The sequence below is a fragment of the Micrococcus sp. KBS0714 genome (assembly GCF_002008305.4).
Taxonomy (GTDB): domain Bacteria; phylum Actinomycetota; class Actinomycetes; order Actinomycetales; family Micrococcaceae; genus Micrococcus; species Micrococcus luteus.
The window spans coordinates 640,405-657,201 of the sequence record NZ_CP042169.1; the positions used below are offsets into that span (position 1 = coordinate 640,405).

Below are 16,797 nucleotides of genomic sequence, written 5' to 3' on the forward strand. Positions count from 1 at the left end.
TGACCGGAATCACGGTCGCGAGTCGCTATGGTGGGCGACATGAGCCTCTCGTTCGTGTCCTCGGCGCGCCGCCGTCACGGCGGCCTGGCTTCGGCCGCGCTGTTCCATCCGCTGGTCGAGGCGGCCACCGGCGCGCTGCCCGTCATCGACCCCGCCACCGGGCGCCCCGCGTCCGAGGGAGCGGGCGCGGCGCGGACCGAAGCGCCCCGCACGGCGGGGACCGGTCCTGCACAGGCCGCAGCGGAGGCCGAGCCGTCCACGGAGGCCGGTTCCGCTCGGGGCTGACCGCCCCGCCCCGTCCCTAGAATGGTCCGCATGGCTGGACTGATCGTGCGCAAGGACATCGACCTCGTCCGCGAGCGCACGGATCTGAAGGCCGTCGTGGAGGAGTTCGTCACTCTGCGCTCGGCGGGCGTGGGCTCATTCAAGGGGCTGTGCCCGTTCCACGATGAGCGGACGCCGTCGTTCCACGTGCGCCCCGGCGTGGGCACCTACCACTGCTTTGGCTGCGGCGCGCACGGGGACGTCATCAGCTTCCTCATGGAGTTGGAGCACACCACGTTCACGGAGACCGTGGAGCGGCTGGCGTCCCGCGTGGGGGTGGAGCTGCACTACGAGGACGGCGGCACCGGCCCGGACAAGGCGGAGACGGGGCGCCGTCGTCGCCTGTTCGAGGCGAACAAGGTGGCGGACGAGTTCTTCCGTCGTGCCCTCGGCTCGCCCGAGGCCCAGGCCGCCCGCGACTTCCTCACCCAGCGGGGATTCACGCAGGAGCACGCGACGCAGTTCGGCCTCGGGTACGCCCCGCAGGGGTGGTCGCATCTGCTGGACCACCTCCGGCAGCGCGGCTTCCGGGACGAGGAGCTGCGCGCCTCCGGGCTGGTGTCCGAGGGACAGCGCGGCCTGTACGACCGGTTCCGCGGCCGCCTGCTCTGGCCCATCCGGGACATGACCGGCGCGACCATCGGCTTCGGCGCCCGCAAGCTCTACGACGACGATCCCGGCCCCAAGTACCTGAACACCCCCGAGACGCCGCTCTACAAGAAGTCCCAGGTGCTCTACGGCATCGACCTGGCCAAGCGCACGATCGCCAAGGAACGCCAGCTGGTGCTCGTCGAGGGCTACACGGACGTGATGGCGGCCCACCTGGCCGGCGTCGGGACGGCCGTGGCCACGTGCGGCACCGCGTTCGGCGCGGACCACATCAAGGTGGCCCGTCGCCTGATCTCCGACGACGGCACGGGCGGCGAGGTGATCTTCACCTTCGACGGTGACGAGGCCGGGCAGAAGGCTGCTCTCAAGGCGTTCGACGAGGACCACCGGTTCCTCGCCAAGACGTTCGTGGCCGTGGAGCCCAGCGGCATGGACCCGTGCGATCTGCGCATGCAGAAGGGCGACGAGGCGGTGCGCGCGCTCATCGCCTCGCGGCGGCCGCTCTTCGAGTTCGCGATCCGGGCCGGGCTCAAGGACTACGACCTGGACACCGTGGAGGGCCGCGCCGGCGCCCTGCGCCATGCCGTTCCGATCGTGGCGGGCATCAAGGACGCCGTCCTGCGTCCCGGCTACGAGCGGGAGCTGGCCGGCTGGCTCGGCCTCGACCCGAACGCCGTGCACCGCGCTGTGGCCGCGGCCGGGCGCGCACCGCGGCGGGGGCCCGAGCCCGAGGCGCGGCCGGCCCCGGCGGACGACGGGCAGGCGATCGGGCCCCAGGGCCGCCACGGGGAGGCTGCCGCCCCGGCGCCGCGGATCGTGGTGCCGGTGGATCCGCGCGACCCCGTCGCCCGTCGGGAGCGGGAGTCCCTCGAGGTGGTGCTGCAGCATCCGACCCTGCTCTCCGCGGAGCAGTGGACCGCGCTGTACGCCGCCCGCTTCACGGTCCCGCAGTACGCCGCCGTCCACCAGGGCGTGAAGATGGCCGGGTCGGCGGGGGCGACGCCGCAGCGCTGGGTCGACGCCGTGCGGGACGCGGTGCCCCAGGAGGTGGCCGGCGTCGTCTCCGAGCTGGCCGTCCGCGACCTGCCCGCCCGCACTCCCGAGGATGTGGACCGGTACTGCCGGGACATCATGAACCGCCTGTTCGCCCTGCAGATCGTGCACCGCAAGGAGGAGCTGCTCGGGCGACTGCAGCGGCTCGGCCCCGAGGGCGACCCCGCCGAGTTCACCCGCCTCAACAGCGAGCTCATGGAACTGGAGGCGCGCCGCCGGGCCCTCCGTGCCGACGACTGACCCCCACCCGTTTTCGTTCGGGAAACGGCGGCTTCAGGGGCGTTTCGTTCGGGAAACGGCGGTCCGCCAGCCGCGCGGCGTCAGTGCTCGTCGACCGTGAGCACCTCGCCGGACGTGGCGTCGATCTCGACCTCGGGGCCGTCGGAGCCGTCCTCGCGGTCGAACCCGACCTCCCACTGGAGGGTACCGTTGTCGTCGTCCAGGTCCATCTCGTCCAGGGTCACCCCGTCACGTCCCTCCCGGGCGGTGTCGAGTGCCTGCTGGGCGGTGACCTCGGCGTCCTTCGCCTTCTGGACGTCCTCGAGATCCGACTCGCGGTCGGTCTCGGTGATGTCGCCGTCGGCGGTGACGTCCAGCTCCTTCACCTCCTCGCCCACCACGACGTCAACCTCCCAGGTCGTGTCATCGTCGTCGGCATCCACCGCGACGATGATGCCGTCGCCGTACTTCTCCAGGACCGCGTCGATCACCGCGTAGGCGGGGTCATCTGCCTGGCCAGTAGCCGAGTCGCTGCCGGCCGCGGCGGCCGTCGACGAGGCCGAGGCGGAGGAGGCTGACGACGACGTCGCCGAGCCCGACGCGTCGTCCGTGGCGGGGGTGCTCGCCAGGGACGAGGAAGCGTCGACCTCCGGCGAGGCGGAGCCGTCATCGCCGTTGTCAGACGTGGTGCCGCAGGCCGCGAGGGCGAGGGCGGCGAGCATGCCCGTGCCGGTCAGGGCGGTCTTGCGCGTGAGGGTCGTGATGGTCATGGACACGTCTCTCCTTCGGGTCCGTTCCTGATGGTTTTGGGGTGTCCGCGCACCGTAGGCCCGCCGGAACCGTGCCTGGCAAGGGCCCGGTCCCCGGGCGTGGGTAGGACGACGACGGCGCCCCGCGGCCGGGTGGCGCGCAGGCAGGGGCTCTGGTAGAGTTCCATCCGTTGTCCGAACGGCTCCGGTGGTTCGCGGCACATTCCCCCGTAGCTCAACGGCAGAGCATTCGACTGTTAATCGAAGGGTTGTTGGTTCGAATCCAACCGGGGGAGCGATCCTGAAGCCCCTGCACCGACCATGTCGGTGTGGGGGCTTCTTCGTGCCTGGAGGATGACCGGGCCGAGCAGTTCCGCGAGCGTGATGTCGAAGACCTCCGCGATGGTGGCCAGCTCCTCCAACGTAAAGGCCACCCGCGCGCGAAGCCGGTGTGAGATGCCGCTCTGTGAGACGCCGAGCGCCGCTGCTAGGTCTGCCTGGCGTTTGCCGGAGCGGGCGAGCCAAGCACGCACCTCTGCGGCGACCATCGAATTGAAATCCGAGCCGCTCTCTTCGTTCGACTTCGTCATGGGCAAGACCCTATGGCTCAGGCGAACGGCGCACAAGGTCAGAGAAAAAAAGTTGCGATGACCGCAAGGCGAGGGCTGGGCAGATATGCGCACAGCGCATACAGTGTGGGCCATGAGCAATCACACCCGTTGCGTCAGGTCGAACCTGGCAGCCGAAATCAGTAGACGAGACCTAACCCAGGCCCGCGCAGCGGCACTGGCCGGTCTCACCCCGGACGGTCTTTCCAAGCGGATGTCCGGGCAGGTCGAATTCCGCCTAGGCGAGCTGCTGGAGCTCGCCCGTGTCCTGGGCGTGCCGTTCGCGACGTTGGTAGCCGGCATCGATGCTGCAGATGAACAGCTGGCCGAGGCATGAACGTCCATTCACTTCAGCTGGCCTACACCCCAGAGGCGGCGCGAGAAGTCACAGACCAGATCAAGACCGGCCTGGAATCCGTGTACCACCTGATCCGGTCCGCGTATCGGGGGCGGGCTTGGGAAGTTCTGGGGTACCGGAGCTGGGACGAGTACGTGACTCGGGAGTTCGGCAACTTGCATCTTCGGCCACCGCTGGAAAAGCGACAGGACATCGTGCTGTCCCTCCGTGAGGTGGGGATGAGTACTCGGGCGATCGCATCCGCGACACAGATCAGTGAGGCCACGGTGCGGCGGGAGCTTAAGCACGCAGGTGCGTCAAAAGACGCACCTGGACGTGCACCGGCCTCCGTCGTCGGGGTCGACGGGAAGACCTACGAGGCCACGAGGCCCGCTCGCATTGGAAACCTCGAGCCCTCCATGGGGGTCCGAGGTGGTCAAAGTGACGTTGACGCGGTCTTGGATATGCCGGCCGAAGACTTCGGGATCGAGCCGCTGGACTTGGTCCGGCACGACGAGGAACAGAAGAACCGCGCGCGTCGTGTGCTGACTGCGTTCAACGGGTCGGGTGCGGCCGCGGTGCCAGCGCTGATCAAGGCGGCTACCCCGGTGGCCTCGCTGGTGTCTCCGGCGACGGGTAAGGCGCTGGTCGAAGACGAGGACTTGCACGGGGTCGTGTGGGACTCGGTGCGGTGCGTGCGGACGCTGGCGCACGTGATCCGGTCCGTGGGGCATGTCGAGGGCGAGTCCCAGGCGGAGATCCGGTCGACGCTGCGGGACGCGGTGGACGACCTGGATGAGGTGCTGAAGAAGATCGAGGAGGGCACGCGATGAGCGCGCAGCAGATGTGGGAGGCCCGAACGTCTGGGCCGAAAAGGGCGGAAGCCCCGGCCAGCGGGCAGGCTGTCGGGGCTTCCGAAAACGCTCAATCCGAGACGGTGCACATTCCAAAGAACACGCTGGTCGAGCACTCAAAGGATAGCACCGGGGCGCGGCCCACGGACAGTGGGATTCGGACGCTTCCGCGCCGGGTCAACCCGAACGATGGGCGGTTCATCCGGGCCGTGGTGGCCGGGACCGCTGTGGCCGGGCTGGTGGCGTTCTCCATTTCGTTCGCGGCGCTGTACGAGGTCGCGGCGTGGCTGGGGCTGCCGCCGTTCATGCATTGGGCAGTGCCGGTCTTCATAGACCTGGCGATCCTGGTCTACGCAGGCTCCGTACTGGTGCACGAGTCTCGAGGGGAGTCCGCGCGGGCGTCGTGGTGGGCGCTGGGGGCGTTCACGGGGCTGTCGATGATCGCCAACGGGGCGCATGCGTGGAGTGCTGAGAACGCGAGCGTGTGGCAGTCCGTGGTGGGTGCGCTCATCGCGGTGATGGTTCCGGTGGCGGTGTTCGTGGCCACGGATCAGCTGGCGCGGGTCGCGGTGGAGAACCCGGACTCGCGGCGGGCCGAGCGCGCATCGCAGGTGTCGGAGGAAGCAGAGCAGCTGAAGGCTCAGGCGGAGCTGGATCGTCAGCGCGCGGAGCTGGAGGCCGAACTCGCAGCGAGCCGCTGGCAGATCGAGGCCCAGCGGCGCGAGGCCGAGCGGGAGGCCGAGGTGGCCGAGGCTCGGCACCGGCAGGAGCTGGAACGGATGGAGCGTCAAGCCAAACTCGAGACCGAACGCGAGGCCCGCGAGGTTCCGCAGGCCGTGGTCGAGGAATCGCAGGTCGCCCAGGGGATCGAGGTCGTCGAGACCGTGGCGTCGTCAGAGCCGGTCGCCGCAGAGACGAAGACGGTGGAGAAGGCATCGGGTGCGGACATCACCGCATGGATCGTGTCCCGCGCGCAGGAGGGCCAGGTGCCCTCGGCGGCGGAGGTCGCAGAGAAGTTCGGGTGCTCAGAGCGCACCGGGCGCCGCCGCTTGGTCAAGTCCCTGGAAGTGGTGTAGCCGTCTTCGAGGTTGTAGGGGGCTTGTACCTGTCAGGTCTGCAGGGTCGGCATCACCTCCGTGCTCATCACGGTCTCTTGCTCCGTGGTCAGGGGCTCACGGCACCGGGCGAGCAGTTCCAGGCCGAGATACCGGCGGCCTTCGGCCCACTCATCGGTCTGCTCGGCCAACACAGCCCCGACCAGACGCACCACGGCATCCCGGTTCGGGAAGATCCCCACCGAGTCCGTGCGGCGCCGGATCTCCCGGTTCAGCCGCTCGGCAGGGTTGTTCGACCAGATCTGGGACCACACGTCCCTCGGGAACGAGGTGAACGCGAGGATGTCCTCTCGTGCTGCATCGAGGTGCCCAGCCACCGCGGGCAACCTGTCCTGCACGTAGTCCAACAGGCGCTCGAACTGGGCCTGCACGGCCGGCCCGTCGGGCTGGTCGTACACGCTGTGCAGCATGGCCTTCACCGCCGGCCACATGCTCTTCGGGGTCACGGCCATCAGATTCGCCGCGTAATGGGTGCGGCAGCGTTGCCACACGGCCCCGGGCAGGTTCGCCGCCACGGCTTCCACGAGGCCGCGATGGGAGTCCGAGGTCACCAGTGCCACCCCGGCCAGCCCCCGGGCCACCAGGTCCGCGAAGAACTCGTTCCACCCCGCCCCGGACTCCGTGGTGGCCACCCTCAGCCCGAGGACCTCGCGGCGCCCGTCCGCGTTGACCCCGGTGGCGACCATGGCCACCGCGTTGACCACACGCCCGCCCTCACGCACCTTCATGGTCAGGGCGTCGGCGGCGAGGAACACGAACGGGCCGGCCTCGCCCAGCGGCCGGTGACGGAAAGCCTCGATGTGCTCGTCCAACTCCTGTGCCATCCGGCTGACCTGGGACTTCGAGAGCGAGTCGATGCCCAGCTGCCGTACGAGCTTGTCCATGCGCCGGGTCGAGACCCCGGCCAGGTAGCAGTCCGCGACCACGGTGATCAGTGCGGACTCGGCCCGTTTGCGGCGCTCGAGCAGCCATTCGGGGAAGTACGTGCCGGCCCGGAGTTTGGGGATGGCCACATCGATCGTGCCGGCGCGGGTGTCCAGGGGTCGGTGGCGGTAGCCGTTGCGCTGCGCTGTCCGGTGTTCGGAGGGCTTGCCGTACTCGGCCCCGCAGACCGCGTCAGCGTCGGCGGAGAGCAGTGCGTTGATCACGGTCTGCAGCAGGTGGCGCAGCAGGTCTGGGGAGGCCTCCCCGAGAGCTTCGCGCAGCAGGCGTTCAGGGTCGACAATGTGTGGAGCGGTCATCGTGGTGATGTCCTTTCGAGAGTGCTGTGGAAGGTTCGCTCGAAGGCTCCCACGGTGACCGCGTCCGTCTCGAAGATGGTCGTGGCCACCGGGGAGGGTTACACCACTATCCGGGACTCAACTCGCCGCTTGGCCGATGCCCGTGAGGCGCACGCCGAGGCATTCGGGACCGAGGAGGAGCAGGCATGAGCATCGAAGCGATGAAGTGGGCGCAGAAAGTCGCGGAGACAGGCCAACTCAACACCGGCCAGGCGTTCGTGCTTTTGCTGCTGGGTGACCATGCGGACGAGGCGTGGTCGTGCCACCCGAGCCAGGAGTTGTTGGCCCGGCGGTCGGCCCAGACGGTGCGTTCGGTGGAGCGGCACATCGCCCGCCTGCGAGACCTGGGCCTGGTGGACACCGAGTCTCGCTACGGGGACGGGCGCGGGCGGATCGGCTTGAGGTACTACCTCCGCGAAGAGGCCCTGAACGACCTTGTCCAAGACGCCGAGACCCGCATGAACACGCGACCCGACAATCTGTCGGGTAAATCTGAGACCCGCACGAAGACGCGACCCGACAATCTGTCGGGTAAATCTGAGACCCGCACGAAGACGCGACCCGACAATCTGTCGGGTAAATCTGAGACCCGCATGAACACGCGACCCGACAATCTGTCGGGTGAGTCGACTCACCCGACAATTTCGGCGGACTCACCCGACAATCACGACTTTGCCGACTATAAGGATCGCGCGCGGACTAACCCTCAAGAACCCTCATCTGTCCGTCCGTCAGTCCGTCAGTCCGGTGCAGTGCGCGCGGAGACGACGACGGACGACGGACGACGGACCGATCAGGTCATCGACGGTGGGGAAGGCGTGGGGCTGGTCCATCGGGGTGTGGTCCTGGCGGACTTGGTTCAGCGGGTGCCGGCGGCTGCGGACCTCGGAGACGGGCAGCTGCGGTCCATCGTGGACGTGGTCTTGGCGCGGGCCTCGGGGCCGGTGCGCAAGCCCACGGCCTTCGTGGCGCGGTCCTTGGCCTCGGAGTTCGAGGAATTGGTCACTGTGACCCGGCCCCGGCCGGTCGCCGTGACTCAGGCTCCGGCTGCTTCGGGGCAGGTGCGTGAGCTGCGGACCGGTGAGCCGTGCCAGGACCCGGACGTGCACATCCCGGCGTACGGGCAGGCCGTGCTTGCAGACTGCCCGCACTGCCGGCTGGAGCGGCGGGCGATGCCACGGGCGTTGATGGAGGCGGTGGACTGATGACCGGGCAGGCGGACCGGGTGGCTCCGGCGGGGATGGTGCTGGTGACCGGTGACGAGCTGGCGGAAGCGGTGGCCTCGGTGCGAGGCACGGTGGTGGCCGTACTCGGACCCTCGGGCAACGGCGACGTCGTCGAGGACGTGCTCCAGAGCACGTGGGAGTCCGCGTGGCACTCCCGGGAGCGGTTCGATCCGGACCGGGGTTCCCTGCGGACCTGGGTCGGCACCATCGCCCGGAACCGAGCGGTGGATCATCTGCGGGCGGTCGGCCGGTCGCGGGCGGGCCAGGAGGCGCTGGAGGCTTCCGCGGTGGCGCGGGAGAAGACCGCGGTGTCGACGGTCATGGAGGACCCGGCCGAGGCTGTGGTTGAAGCGCTGGCTGCACACCGGGAAGTCGCGGAGGTGATGCGGGTGGTCGAGTCGGTCATGGAGTCCTCGGAGATGACGGCCCGTGCCCTGGCCGTGGTGCTGGCGTTCGGGGATGACGTCGTGGCGGCATCGGAGGCGATGGGCGTCTCGGTGACCGCACTGCGTCAGGCCCGGCGTGAGCTGGTGCGCTGTGCCCGGGTGGTCCGGGCGGCGCAGGAGGTGGCCCGTTCGGGGCAGGCGGTGACGATGCGTGTGCTGATCAGCTGCCTTCCCGACGACGGGGACGCGGGGGACTGGGCGCGGCAGGTCGCGTTGGCCTGCGCGCAGGCGGGGGGCCGGATGGAAGCGGTCACGGTCGAGGACGTCATGCAGGCCACCGGGTTCAGCCACTCCACGAGTCGGCAGTACCTGGCCGAGACACGGCACCTGCTGAGGGTGGCGACAACGGTGATCCGAAACGAGAGGGCAGAGAAGTGAGCGAGCAGACGGAGTTCGAGCAGAGCCATGACGTCCCGGAGGGTCAGGAGCCGCGCGTGGTCTACGTAGAGCGGGACCGGGGACTGGTCGCGTCCGTGCGGCGACTGCGCCAGCGCGCAGGCGAGGCCGGGCGGCGGTGGGTGGCGGAGTCCGTGGACGCGCCGCTGCCGACGTCGTGGCAGGAGCGGGTACCGGACGCGTGGGACTCGGCGCGGGGTCGGTGGGTGATCGCGGCCGTGGCGCTGGCGGTGCTCGTGGTGTGGGTGCTGGTGGTGCAGGCGATGGCGCGCTGACAGACCTTCGCGGTGGGGACCGCGAACCCAGGACGAGACACGGCAACGAAGCAAGAGCGGGCCAGACGAGCGGCGAGGAGTCGGACATGTTGAACGGAATCAACCCGGACGGGCTGTCGGGGTGGTCACAGATCAGTGGATGGGTGGTCGGGACGGCGCTGGTCGTGCTGATCCTGGCGGTGGGGGCTGGCGTGGCGCTGGCGGTGTGGGGCAGGGCCTTGTTCTCACCTGGCGGGATGCGCAAGGGGTGGACGATGGTCGCGTTGGCGGCGGTGGGGGCGACGGTGCTGGGCGCTGGCACGGCCGGCACGAGCTGGGGGGCTGGGCTGGGCACGAGCGAGCTGATGCCCGCCGGGGCCAGGCCACAGTCGGTCGCGATCGAGAAGAACGCCCCGAAGCAGACCTGCAACCGGCAGGCGGTGCGGGACTTCGACAAGGAGGAGCCGTCCCCGGATCGGGCAGAGCGTGAGCGTGTGATCAGTACGTTGCTCGGTGGACAGCCCGCCCTGGACGGGTACGAGTGGGGCAAGGAGCCTACCGGCACGGAATCCTCGTACACGGTCGTCACATCGGTGAAGTGGTACGCCACGGGCGAGGTGAACGGGTCGGGTGAGCCGGACTGCTCGGCGCAGAACGAGGCCACGGCCGAGTGCTCGCCGGTCGAGGTGCACGTGGCGCGTCAGTCGCTGACCAACGGTGCTCAGACCGGGCGGACCCTGACGCTGACGCGGGGTCAGAACTGCTCTTGATCTGATCTGGGAGTTGCCCCCACCTGCTGCGGATGCAGTGGGTGGGGGCTTTCTCGTGTGCGGGACAGGTGACATGCGTGGCGGTGCGGCGCGTCGTACATCTGGCAGCGGGCGGGAGGTGCCCGCGCGGGCCGGAAGACATCCGGGCCGTCGTCACATCACATCCCTACGGGAGGACCTCTGATGAGCAATCTGATTCACGCGGCCACCACGGTGGCTGCCGGTGTCCCGGACATCGCACCGCGCTTCGACGGGCCGTGGATGCCCACCATCCAGAACGTCACTGGCCTGGCGTTGGGCACCTTCCTGGTCGTCCTGATCGTCGCCGTCGGCATCGGCGTGCTGGTCTGGATCTTCGGCAAGCTCTCCTCGAGCGGCCGCGCGCAGGACGTGGGTATCAGCTTCGTGGTCTGGGGCATCGTGGCTGCGGCCCTGATCGCCGGTGCCGCGAGCCTGATCGGCTGGGGCGCCGGCCTGCCGCTGTTCTGAGGTCCTGAGCGCACTCACGGAGGGAGAGAACGATGTGGGAGAAGGACTTCGAGGAGTTCCTGCGGGGTTCGATCCTGGGGCTGGCGAAGGCCGCTGCCGGGCTGATCGAGCAGGCTTTCTCCGTGGGTGCGCTGACCCCGGAGTGGTGGGTCACGGTCGTCGGCGGTCAGGTCACCACGACGGTGGCCGGTGGCGAGAGCACGGTGATCGACCACCCGGGGATGCTGAACATCATCGTGGTGGCGATGATCCCGCTGCTGGTGATCTTCGTGGCCGTGCAGGTCGTGCTCTCGGCGGTGCGCGGGTCCACGGCGGGCATGGTGCGCGCGTTCCTGGCGGCGGTGTTCAGCATCCCGGCGACCTACGTGGTGGTCGGGCTGGTGTGGATGGCGATGGGGGCGACCCAGCAGCTGACCTTGTGGATCTTGCGGGTCGGTTCCGGTGGCACCGATGGCGAGGACGAGGCGGTAGCCGGCGTGCTGGGACTGTTCGGTCTGACCTACGACGCCGCCAACGACAAGATCCTGCTGGACGAGAACTTCGCGCAGTGGGAGATGGCCAGCGAGAACTCGGGAAACGGGATGATCGTGGTCGCGGTGATCATCGCGCTGGTGATCTTCTTCGCCTGCTTCGTGCTGATGGCGATGATGATCTTCCGTCTGGTGCTGATTCTGATCTTGGCCTCGTTCGCGCCCCCGGCGATCTTCTCGCTGGCCCTGGAGCCGGCCAAGGCGCTGGCGGGGCGGTGGCTGTCGATGATGCTGGGGCTGATCATGGCCGGGCCGCTCGCAGCCGCCGTCGTGCGGCTGGGCATGGCGATGGCGGCATTGTCCACGGACTGGGTGCAGACCGTGGCTGGCATGGTGCTGGTGTTCGTGGCCGCGGCCATGCCGATCTTCATGCTTGCAGTCACCGCGTGGCTGGCTGGCGGTGCCGGGCAGGCTGAACAGGCGGGCGTGATGGCCGCGAGCCGGGCCGGGCGTGGAGCAATGAATTCGATGCGGGGCGTTTCGGCGCGGGCTGGCCGGATGCGCCAGCGTGCCGGGGCGATGGTGATGCGAGGAGGCCGCTGATGGCAACGATGATTCAGGAGTCGATGGACTCGGAGTACGACGACGTCCGATTCCCCCAGGAACGGACTCAGGGACTGATCCTGGGGCTGACCCTGGAGCAGGTGATCGTGGTGCTGGCCGGCGTGCTGATCGGCATGGCGTTCATCCTGCGTGGCGGGCCGGCCATGTTCGTGGGCATCGGGCTGATGGCCGTGATCGGCGCGTTCGGTGCGACCCGGTTCCGTGGCCGGTCCCTGCCTGGCTGGGTGTGGGTGGCGGCGCAGTACCTGCGGCGCGGGGCAACGGATCAGCTCGAGTACCGCCAGGGGATGGCCCCGGCACACGTGCTGGAGCTGGTGGACGGCGAGCCGCAGGCACCCGTGAGCGAGGCAGGGCCGCAGGCCCAGCGCGACGCGAAGGGGCGGATCAAGCCGGGTGAGCCGGCACGGTTCCGGCTGCCGGGTGTGGCCGGCGAGCTGATGGTCTACGCGATGCCCAACGGGGCCGGGTTCGTCTGGGACCCGCGCGCCCGGGAAGCGGTGGTCTGCGCGAAGGTCATGACGACGCGGGGCTTTGACCTGGAGTCCTTCGACGCTCAGGAGGAACGGTCCCTGTCGTGGGGATCGTCGCTGGCGGCGCTGTCGCGTCTGCCGGGTGTGGTGCGGATTCAGGCTTCCGATCAGACGACGCTCATCTCCGGTGCGGCCGTGGAGGACTTCTACGAGTCCAAGCAGGAGGGCGCGGGCCGGACAGGGGCAAGCATCGACCCGTTCCTGGACCAGGCGTTCCGTGAGCTGATGAAGGAGGCCCAGTCGATGCCGGTGCACGAGCAGTGGCTGACGCTGGTGGTCTCCCCGTCGAAGATCACCTCTCAGGTCAAGGCGCTCGGCGGGGGCACCCCGGCGCTCATGGAGCACATGCTCAAGCTGATGACGACGGTGGAGAGCACGCTGCCGCGCTCGGGGACCCAGGTGACCGCCTGGCACTCCCCGCGCACGCTGGCCGGCCTCTCGCGGTCGGCGTTCGACCCGGACGCCTCGGTGATGGTCTCGACCATGAAGGCGGACGGGAAGACGGCGGGCACCGCGCCCTCGAGCGCGGGACCGATGGCCGTGGAGGTCCATGCGGGCCACATGGTCACGGACGGGAACTACCACCGCACCTACAAGGTCTCCGAGCTGCCGCAGAACCTGGCCCGGCTGGGGTTCCTGGACGAGCTGGTGTTCGCCGGGGACTTCCGGCACACGGTCTCGGTGTTCCTGGCGCCGGTGGAGCGTGGGGCCGCGGTGCGGTCCGTGCAGCGGCGCAAGACGGACTGGCACACGAACTCGCGGCTGATGAACAAGCTCGGTCGCATCGGTTCGTTGGAACATGACCAGTCCCTGGAGGACGTCGAGCGTGAGGAGGCCGAGCTGCGGCGTCGGCACACGGGCGTGGAGGTCGTCGTGCTGGTCACGGTGACCGGGGCCTCGCGGTCCGAACTGGAGTCCGCGGCGGCGGAGGTCGTGGCCTCCGGGATCACGGCCGAGTGCGAGCTGCGCCCGGTGTGGATGGAGCAGGACGCGGCGTTCGTGGCCGGTGCCCTGCCGTTCGGAAGGATGAAGCTCTGATGCGTGAAGAACCGAAGGTCGATCTGTTCCAGATCATCGAGCCGGGCAAGATGTCCCTGCGTGAGGCCAGGGTCGCTCAGCGGAAAATGAAGATGGCGCAGGCGCAGGCGCAGCGGCTGCGCAACCGGGAGGCGCGGGAGGAGCGGTTCCCTCAGCCGCAGTGGGGCAAGGCCGGACCGCGCGGGGCACGGCAGCTGCGGGGGCTGCGCACGCTGGCCCCGCGGCCGGTCCGCACGACGACGCACACGGCCGCGACGGCGTACCCGTTCGTGGCCGGCCCCGGTCTGGGTGCGCGCGGGCTGATGATCGGCAAGGACATGCACGGCGGCGGCGCGTTCTGCTTCGACCCGTGGGCGCTCTATGAGGCCGGGATCATCTCGGGCATGTCGATGATGCTGTTCGGTCAGGTGGGCACCGGGAAGTCGTCGCTGGCCAAGTCGCTGGCGGTGCGGCAGGTGCTGGCCGGGCGCAAGCTCTCGGTGGCCTCGGACAAGAAGGGCGAGTGGACCCGTGTGGTCAAGGGCCTGGGTGGATCGGTGATCCAGGTCGGCCCTGGCCTGGACACGCGCCTGAACCCACTGGACCCGGGCACCCGGCCCTCGACGGACGTGCAGGGCGAGCCGATGACGGACCGGGCGTGGGCCTCGATGGTGCGGACTCGGCGCATGTCCATCTTGGTGGCCCTGGTGAAGATCCTCACCGACCGGGAGATGACCTCTCCCGAGCACCACGTGCTCTCGGCGGGCCTGGACGCGGCCGTGGCGGTCGCGGACGCCGAGGGACGTCCGCCGATCATCCCGGACGTGATCCGGGCGCTGGACGCGGCCCGCACGGACCCGGACGCGATGAAGGCGGAGGCCGCGTCGGTGACGATGATGACGTTGGGTCGCGTGTCCTCCGGCGACCTGGCCGGCATGTTCGACGGGGAGACCACGGTCGTCCTGGATGAGCAGGCGTGCGCGACGAGCATCGACACCTCCGCGTTGCTGGGTGCCTCCCCGGAGGCGGTGCGCGTGGTCAACGCCTGCGCGGGCGCATGGACCGAAGCGATGGTCACCACCCGCGACGGCGGGCAGCGGATCGTGATCTATGAAGAGGGCTGGGACAACATCAGCTCCGAGGCCGACCTGCGGCGCATGGTCGAGCAGTGGAAGCTCAGCCGCGCGTACGGCATCTTCAACGTGCTCGTGCTGCACAAGATCGCTGACCTGGACATGGCTGGTGATCAGAGCTCGAAGATGGCCGCGATGGCCCGGTCCCTGCTGGCCGACGCGGACGTGAAGGTGATCTACCGGCAGGACCGGTCCGCGCTGAAGATCACGACGTCGGAGATGGAACTGTCCGACCGGGAGCGGTCCCTGGTGCGGTCCCTGCCCAAGGGCACGGGCCTGTGGCGGTTGGGGGATTCCTCGTTCGAGGTGCAGAACGTGCTCACGCGGGCCGAGCTGCCGCTGTTCGACACGGACGAGCGCATGGACAAGGCGAAGGAGGCGGTGGCCTGATGCGACGTGAACGTGGCAACAACTCGGTCCTGGAAGGGGACAACCCGGCCGAGACGGCACTGATCTGGCTCATCGGTCCGGCCGTGCTGCTCTACGGGGCGTACCTGCTGGCCGGGTTCCTGGCCGGGCGTATCCACTGTGGGGCAGCGACGAAGCCGGACTCGCTGTTCGCGCCGCTGGGCTTCCTCGTGGGCGAGCACGACCCGGCGGCGTTCGGGGCCACCGCGCAGGGGTGCACGGCGACCACCGGCGGGGTCATCGGCTGGCTGATCGGTCTGGGGGTGCTGGCCCTCGTGCTGATCGGCGTGGCGGTGACGGCGTGGAGCCGGTATCAGCAGTCGGACAAGAAGTTCATCAAGGAGCTGCGCGAGCGCGAGGGCCTGGCCCGGTCTGCGGAGATCACCAAGACGGTGGGCCGCAAGTCGGTGCTGTCCCGGGTGAAGAAGGTCCGGCCCTCGATCAAGAAGCCGGCCATCACGGACGGGGCCATGCGCCTGGGCAAGGCCGAGGGCGTGGACGTGTTCGCGTCCTACGAGGAGTCAGTGGTGCTGATCGGCCCGCCGCGCTCGGGCAAGGGCGTGCACCTGCTGATCGGCGCGATCCTGGACGCGCCCGGCCCGGTCATCACGACCAGCTCTCGCGCGGACAACCTGGGGGCCACGGCCGAGCTGCGCAAGAAGAAGGGGCCGGTGGCCCTGTTCGACCCGCAGGGACTGACCGGTCAGCCCTCCACGCTGAAGTGGTCCCCGATCACGGGCTGTGAAGAGCCGCGTGTGGCGAATCAGCGGGCGGCGTCGCTGATCGGTGCCTCCGGCCTGGGGTCCTCCAGCTCGAACGCGGAGTGGCAGGCCCCGGCGATCACGATCATGGAGTGCCTGCTGCACGCCGCGGCGCTGGGTGAGCGCACCGTGGATGATCTGATGCGGTGGGGCAACAACCCGGCCGAGGCCAAGGAGGCCGTGAAGATCCTCACCGAGCATCCCAAGGCCGCGCTGAACTGGAACCTGGTGCTCAAGGGCATCATCGAGGGCGACCCGAAGCTGCTCCAGTCCAAGTGGTTCGGCGTCGAGGGTGCGGTCAAGGGGCTGTCGGTGCCCGAGGTCCGCGACGTGCTGCGACCCAACCGGTTCGAGGAGACCCTGGACATCGACAAGTTCCTCACCGAGTGCGGGACGCTCTACATCGTGGGCACCAAGACCGGCGGCTCGTCGGCGGGGCCGTTCCTGATCGCGATGATGGATGCGATCACCGAGCGGGCGCGCGAGCTGGCGGCGAAGTCGCCCGGGAACCGGCTGGACCCTCCGCTGTCCCTTGTGCTTGATGAGATTGCGAACATCTCCGGTGCCTGGCCTGGGCTGACCCAGCTCATGGCGGACGGCGGCGGCGTGGGCATCTCCCCGTTCGCGGTGTTCCAGTCGATGGCCCAGGCCCGCAACGAATGGGGCGAGCAGCAGGCCCAGGCGCTGTTCGACGCGGCCACGGTGAAGGTCCAGCTCGGGGGCGCCTCGAACGTGTCCGACCTGGAGCAGTTCGCCAAGCTGGCCGGCCAGCGCAAGATCATGCGGACCTCGAAGTCTCGCGGCAAGGACCACACCTCGGTCTCCGAGCAGATCCACGACACCGAGGTGGTCTCGGTCGCGGAGCTGCGTCGGCTGCCGTTCGGGTGGGGAGTTCTGCTGAACCGTAACGGCCGGCCGATCCTGATGCAGATGACCCGTTGGTGGGACCGCAAGGACGGCAAGCAGATCAAAGAGGCCGCGGGGCGGTACTCGAAGGCGCTGCTGGCCGAGCTGGAGTCCAAGGACCCGGCTCCCTCGACACCGACCGACGCGGACCGGGCCGAGGACTCCGTGGCGGCGTTGGACCCGGTGCCAGAGACGGCCCCGGCGATCCCGGTGCGGTGA

The 16,797-nt window shown here is 69.3% G+C and carries 17 protein-coding genes and 1 tRNA gene; 15 read left to right on the forward strand and 3 right to left on the reverse strand.

The genetic code is table 11. The features are described from left to right. Nucleotides 1–39: 39 nt before the first annotated feature. Together B1A86_RS02895 and dnaG are read left to right on the forward strand one after the other, a co-directional pair. The gene (locus B1A86_RS02895) at nt 40–285 is read left to right on the forward strand and encodes a hypothetical protein (RefSeq protein ID WP_044659704.1); all 246 of its coding nucleotides are present in this window, start codon (nt 40–42) and stop codon (nt 283–285) included. A gap of 30 nt (nt 286–315) precedes the next feature. Beyond that, on the forward strand, nt 316–2,226 hold the full coding sequence (gene dnaG, locus B1A86_RS02900; RefSeq protein ID WP_078025690.1) for a DNA primase: 1,911 nt from the start codon (nt 316–318) through the stop codon (nt 2,224–2,226). 80 nt (nt 2,227–2,306) lie between these two features. Here the strand turns inward: dnaG and B1A86_RS02905 are convergent, their stop codons facing one another. Further along, a complete protein-coding gene (locus B1A86_RS02905; protein ID WP_036383585.1) occupies nt 2,307–2,975 on the reverse strand; it encodes a PepSY domain-containing protein in 669 nt (222 codons plus the stop codon). A gap of 203 nt (nt 2,976–3,178) precedes the next feature. On the opposite strand from B1A86_RS02905, the gene B1A86_RS02910 reads away from it, so the two are divergent. Beyond that, nucleotides 3,179–3,250: transfer RNA gene (locus tag B1A86_RS02910), tRNA-Asn, on the forward strand. Here B1A86_RS02910 and B1A86_RS11895 read toward each other — a convergent pair. Beyond that, nucleotides 3,212–3,658 (reverse strand): helix-turn-helix transcriptional regulator, encoded by a 447-nt coding sequence (locus B1A86_RS11895; protein ID WP_078025802.1) that lies wholly within the window; start codon nt 3,656–3,658, stop codon nt 3,212–3,214. The two genes, B1A86_RS02910 and B1A86_RS11895, sit on opposite strands and share 39 nt — an antisense overlap. Here B1A86_RS11895 and B1A86_RS02920 point away from each other — a divergent pair. Genes B1A86_RS02920 through B1A86_RS02930 form a run of 3 tightly spaced genes read left to right on the forward strand, consistent with a single transcriptional unit; the run spans nt 3,657 to nt 5,829 of the window. Next, nucleotides 3,657–3,899: a helix-turn-helix domain-containing protein gene (locus tag B1A86_RS02920; RefSeq protein WP_078025801.1), complete on the forward strand. Its 243-nt coding sequence runs from the start codon at nt 3,657–3,659 to the stop codon at nt 3,897–3,899. The two genes, B1A86_RS11895 and B1A86_RS02920, sit on opposite strands and share 2 nt — an antisense overlap. After that, complete coding sequence (locus B1A86_RS02925; RefSeq protein WP_049147141.1) at nt 3,896–4,732, forward strand: helix-turn-helix domain-containing protein; 837 nt, start codon at nt 3,896–3,898, stop codon at nt 4,730–4,732. Before B1A86_RS02920 ends, B1A86_RS02925 begins: the two co-directional genes overlap by 4 nt. After that, complete coding sequence (locus tag B1A86_RS02930; protein ID WP_078025688.1) at nt 4,729–5,829, forward strand: DUF2637 domain-containing protein; 1,101 nt, start codon at nt 4,729–4,731, stop codon at nt 5,827–5,829. Before B1A86_RS02925 ends, B1A86_RS02930 begins: the two co-directional genes overlap by 4 nt. Before the next feature lie 32 nt (nt 5,830–5,861). Here the strand turns inward: B1A86_RS02930 and B1A86_RS02935 are convergent, their stop codons facing one another. Beyond that, the gene (locus B1A86_RS02935) at nt 5,862–7,109 is read right to left on the reverse strand and encodes an IS256 family transposase (RefSeq protein ID WP_145930907.1); all 1,248 of its coding nucleotides are present in this window, start codon (nt 7,107–7,109) and stop codon (nt 5,862–5,864) included. A 185-nt stretch (nt 7,110–7,294) separates the two neighbouring features. On the opposite strand from B1A86_RS02935, the gene B1A86_RS02940 reads away from it, so the two are divergent. The 9 genes from B1A86_RS02940 to B1A86_RS02980 all read left to right on the forward strand — a co-directional run bounded on the left by B1A86_RS02940 (nt 7,295) and on the right by B1A86_RS02980 (nt 16,797). Next, nucleotides 7,295–8,353 (forward strand): helix-turn-helix domain-containing protein, encoded by a 1,059-nt coding sequence (locus B1A86_RS02940; protein WP_138976785.1) that lies wholly within the window; start codon nt 7,295–7,297, stop codon nt 8,351–8,353. Then, nucleotides 8,353–9,198: an RNA polymerase sigma factor gene (locus B1A86_RS02945; protein WP_227449005.1), complete on the forward strand. Its 846-nt coding sequence runs from the start codon at nt 8,353–8,355 to the stop codon at nt 9,196–9,198. The genes B1A86_RS02940 and B1A86_RS02945 overlap by 1 nt, the downstream gene beginning before the upstream one ends. Further along, the gene (locus B1A86_RS02950; protein ID WP_036340685.1) at nt 9,195–9,491 is read left to right on the forward strand and encodes a hypothetical protein; all 297 of its coding nucleotides are present in this window, start codon (nt 9,195–9,197) and stop codon (nt 9,489–9,491) included. The genes B1A86_RS02945 and B1A86_RS02950 overlap by 4 nt, the downstream gene beginning before the upstream one ends. An 86-nt stretch (nt 9,492–9,577) precedes the next feature. Beyond that, a complete protein-coding gene (locus B1A86_RS02955; RefSeq protein ID WP_036340687.1) occupies nt 9,578–10,240 on the forward strand; it encodes a hypothetical protein in 663 nt (220 codons plus the stop codon). A gap of 183 nt (nt 10,241–10,423) precedes the next feature. Beyond that, on the forward strand, nt 10,424–10,729 hold the full coding sequence (locus tag B1A86_RS02960; protein ID WP_036340689.1) for a hypothetical protein: 306 nt from the start codon (nt 10,424–10,426) through the stop codon (nt 10,727–10,729). 32 nt (nt 10,730–10,761) lie between these two features. Further along, nucleotides 10,762–11,802 (forward strand): type IV secretion system protein, encoded by a 1,041-nt coding sequence (locus tag B1A86_RS02965; protein ID WP_036340691.1) that lies wholly within the window; start codon nt 10,762–10,764, stop codon nt 11,800–11,802. Beyond that, a complete protein-coding gene (locus B1A86_RS02970) occupies nt 11,802–13,391 on the forward strand; it encodes an SCO6880 family protein (protein WP_036340692.1) in 1,590 nt (529 codons plus the stop codon). Before B1A86_RS02965 ends, B1A86_RS02970 begins: the two co-directional genes overlap by 1 nt. Further along, the gene (locus B1A86_RS02975) at nt 13,391–14,893 is read left to right on the forward strand and encodes a conjugal transfer protein TraC (RefSeq protein ID WP_078026190.1); all 1,503 of its coding nucleotides are present in this window, start codon (nt 13,391–13,393) and stop codon (nt 14,891–14,893) included. Before B1A86_RS02970 ends, B1A86_RS02975 begins: the two co-directional genes overlap by 1 nt. Continuing rightward, on the forward strand, nt 14,893–16,797 hold the full coding sequence (locus B1A86_RS02980) for a TraM recognition domain-containing protein (protein WP_036340698.1): 1,905 nt from the start codon (nt 14,893–14,895) through the stop codon (nt 16,795–16,797). The genes B1A86_RS02975 and B1A86_RS02980 overlap by 1 nt, the downstream gene beginning before the upstream one ends.

Coding starts and splice junctions, on each gene's coding strand:
- B1A86_RS02930 (WP_078025688.1), top strand. CDS start 4,729: ATGAGCGCGCAGCAGATGTGGGAGGCCCGAACGTCTGGGCCGAAAAGG.
- B1A86_RS02965 (WP_036340691.1), top strand. CDS start 10,762: ATGTGGGAGAAGGACTTCGAGGAGTTCCTGCGGGGTTCGATCCTGGGG.
- B1A86_RS11895 (WP_078025802.1), bottom strand. CDS start 3,658: ATGGCCCACACTGTATGCGCTGTGCGCATATCTGCCCAGCCCTCGCCT.
- B1A86_RS02980 (WP_036340698.1), top strand. CDS start 14,893: ATGCGACGTGAACGTGGCAACAACTCGGTCCTGGAAGGGGACAACCCG.
- B1A86_RS02960 (WP_036340689.1), top strand. CDS start 10,424: ATGAGCAATCTGATTCACGCGGCCACCACGGTGGCTGCCGGTGTCCCG.
- B1A86_RS02920 (WP_078025801.1), top strand. CDS start 3,657: ATGAGCAATCACACCCGTTGCGTCAGGTCGAACCTGGCAGCCGAAATC.
- B1A86_RS02905 (WP_036383585.1), bottom strand. CDS start 2,975: ATGACCATCACGACCCTCACGCGCAAGACCGCCCTGACCGGCACGGGC.
- B1A86_RS02945 (WP_227449005.1), top strand. CDS start 8,353: ATGACCGGGCAGGCGGACCGGGTGGCTCCGGCGGGGATGGTGCTGGTG.
- B1A86_RS02940 (WP_138976785.1), top strand. CDS start 7,295: ATGAGCATCGAAGCGATGAAGTGGGCGCAGAAAGTCGCGGAGACAGGC.
- dnaG (WP_078025690.1), top strand. CDS start 316: ATGGCTGGACTGATCGTGCGCAAGGACATCGACCTCGTCCGCGAGCGC.
- B1A86_RS02935 (WP_145930907.1), bottom strand. CDS start 7,109: ATGACCGCTCCACACATTGTCGACCCTGAACGCCTGCTGCGCGAAGCT.
- B1A86_RS02895 (WP_044659704.1), top strand. CDS start 40: ATGAGCCTCTCGTTCGTGTCCTCGGCGCGCCGCCGTCACGGCGGCCTG.
- B1A86_RS02925 (WP_049147141.1), top strand. CDS start 3,896: ATGAACGTCCATTCACTTCAGCTGGCCTACACCCCAGAGGCGGCGCGA.
- B1A86_RS02975 (WP_078026190.1), top strand. CDS start 13,391: ATGCGTGAAGAACCGAAGGTCGATCTGTTCCAGATCATCGAGCCGGGC.
- B1A86_RS02955 (WP_036340687.1), top strand. CDS start 9,578: ATGTTGAACGGAATCAACCCGGACGGGCTGTCGGGGTGGTCACAGATC.
- B1A86_RS02970 (WP_036340692.1), top strand. CDS start 11,802: ATGGCAACGATGATTCAGGAGTCGATGGACTCGGAGTACGACGACGTC.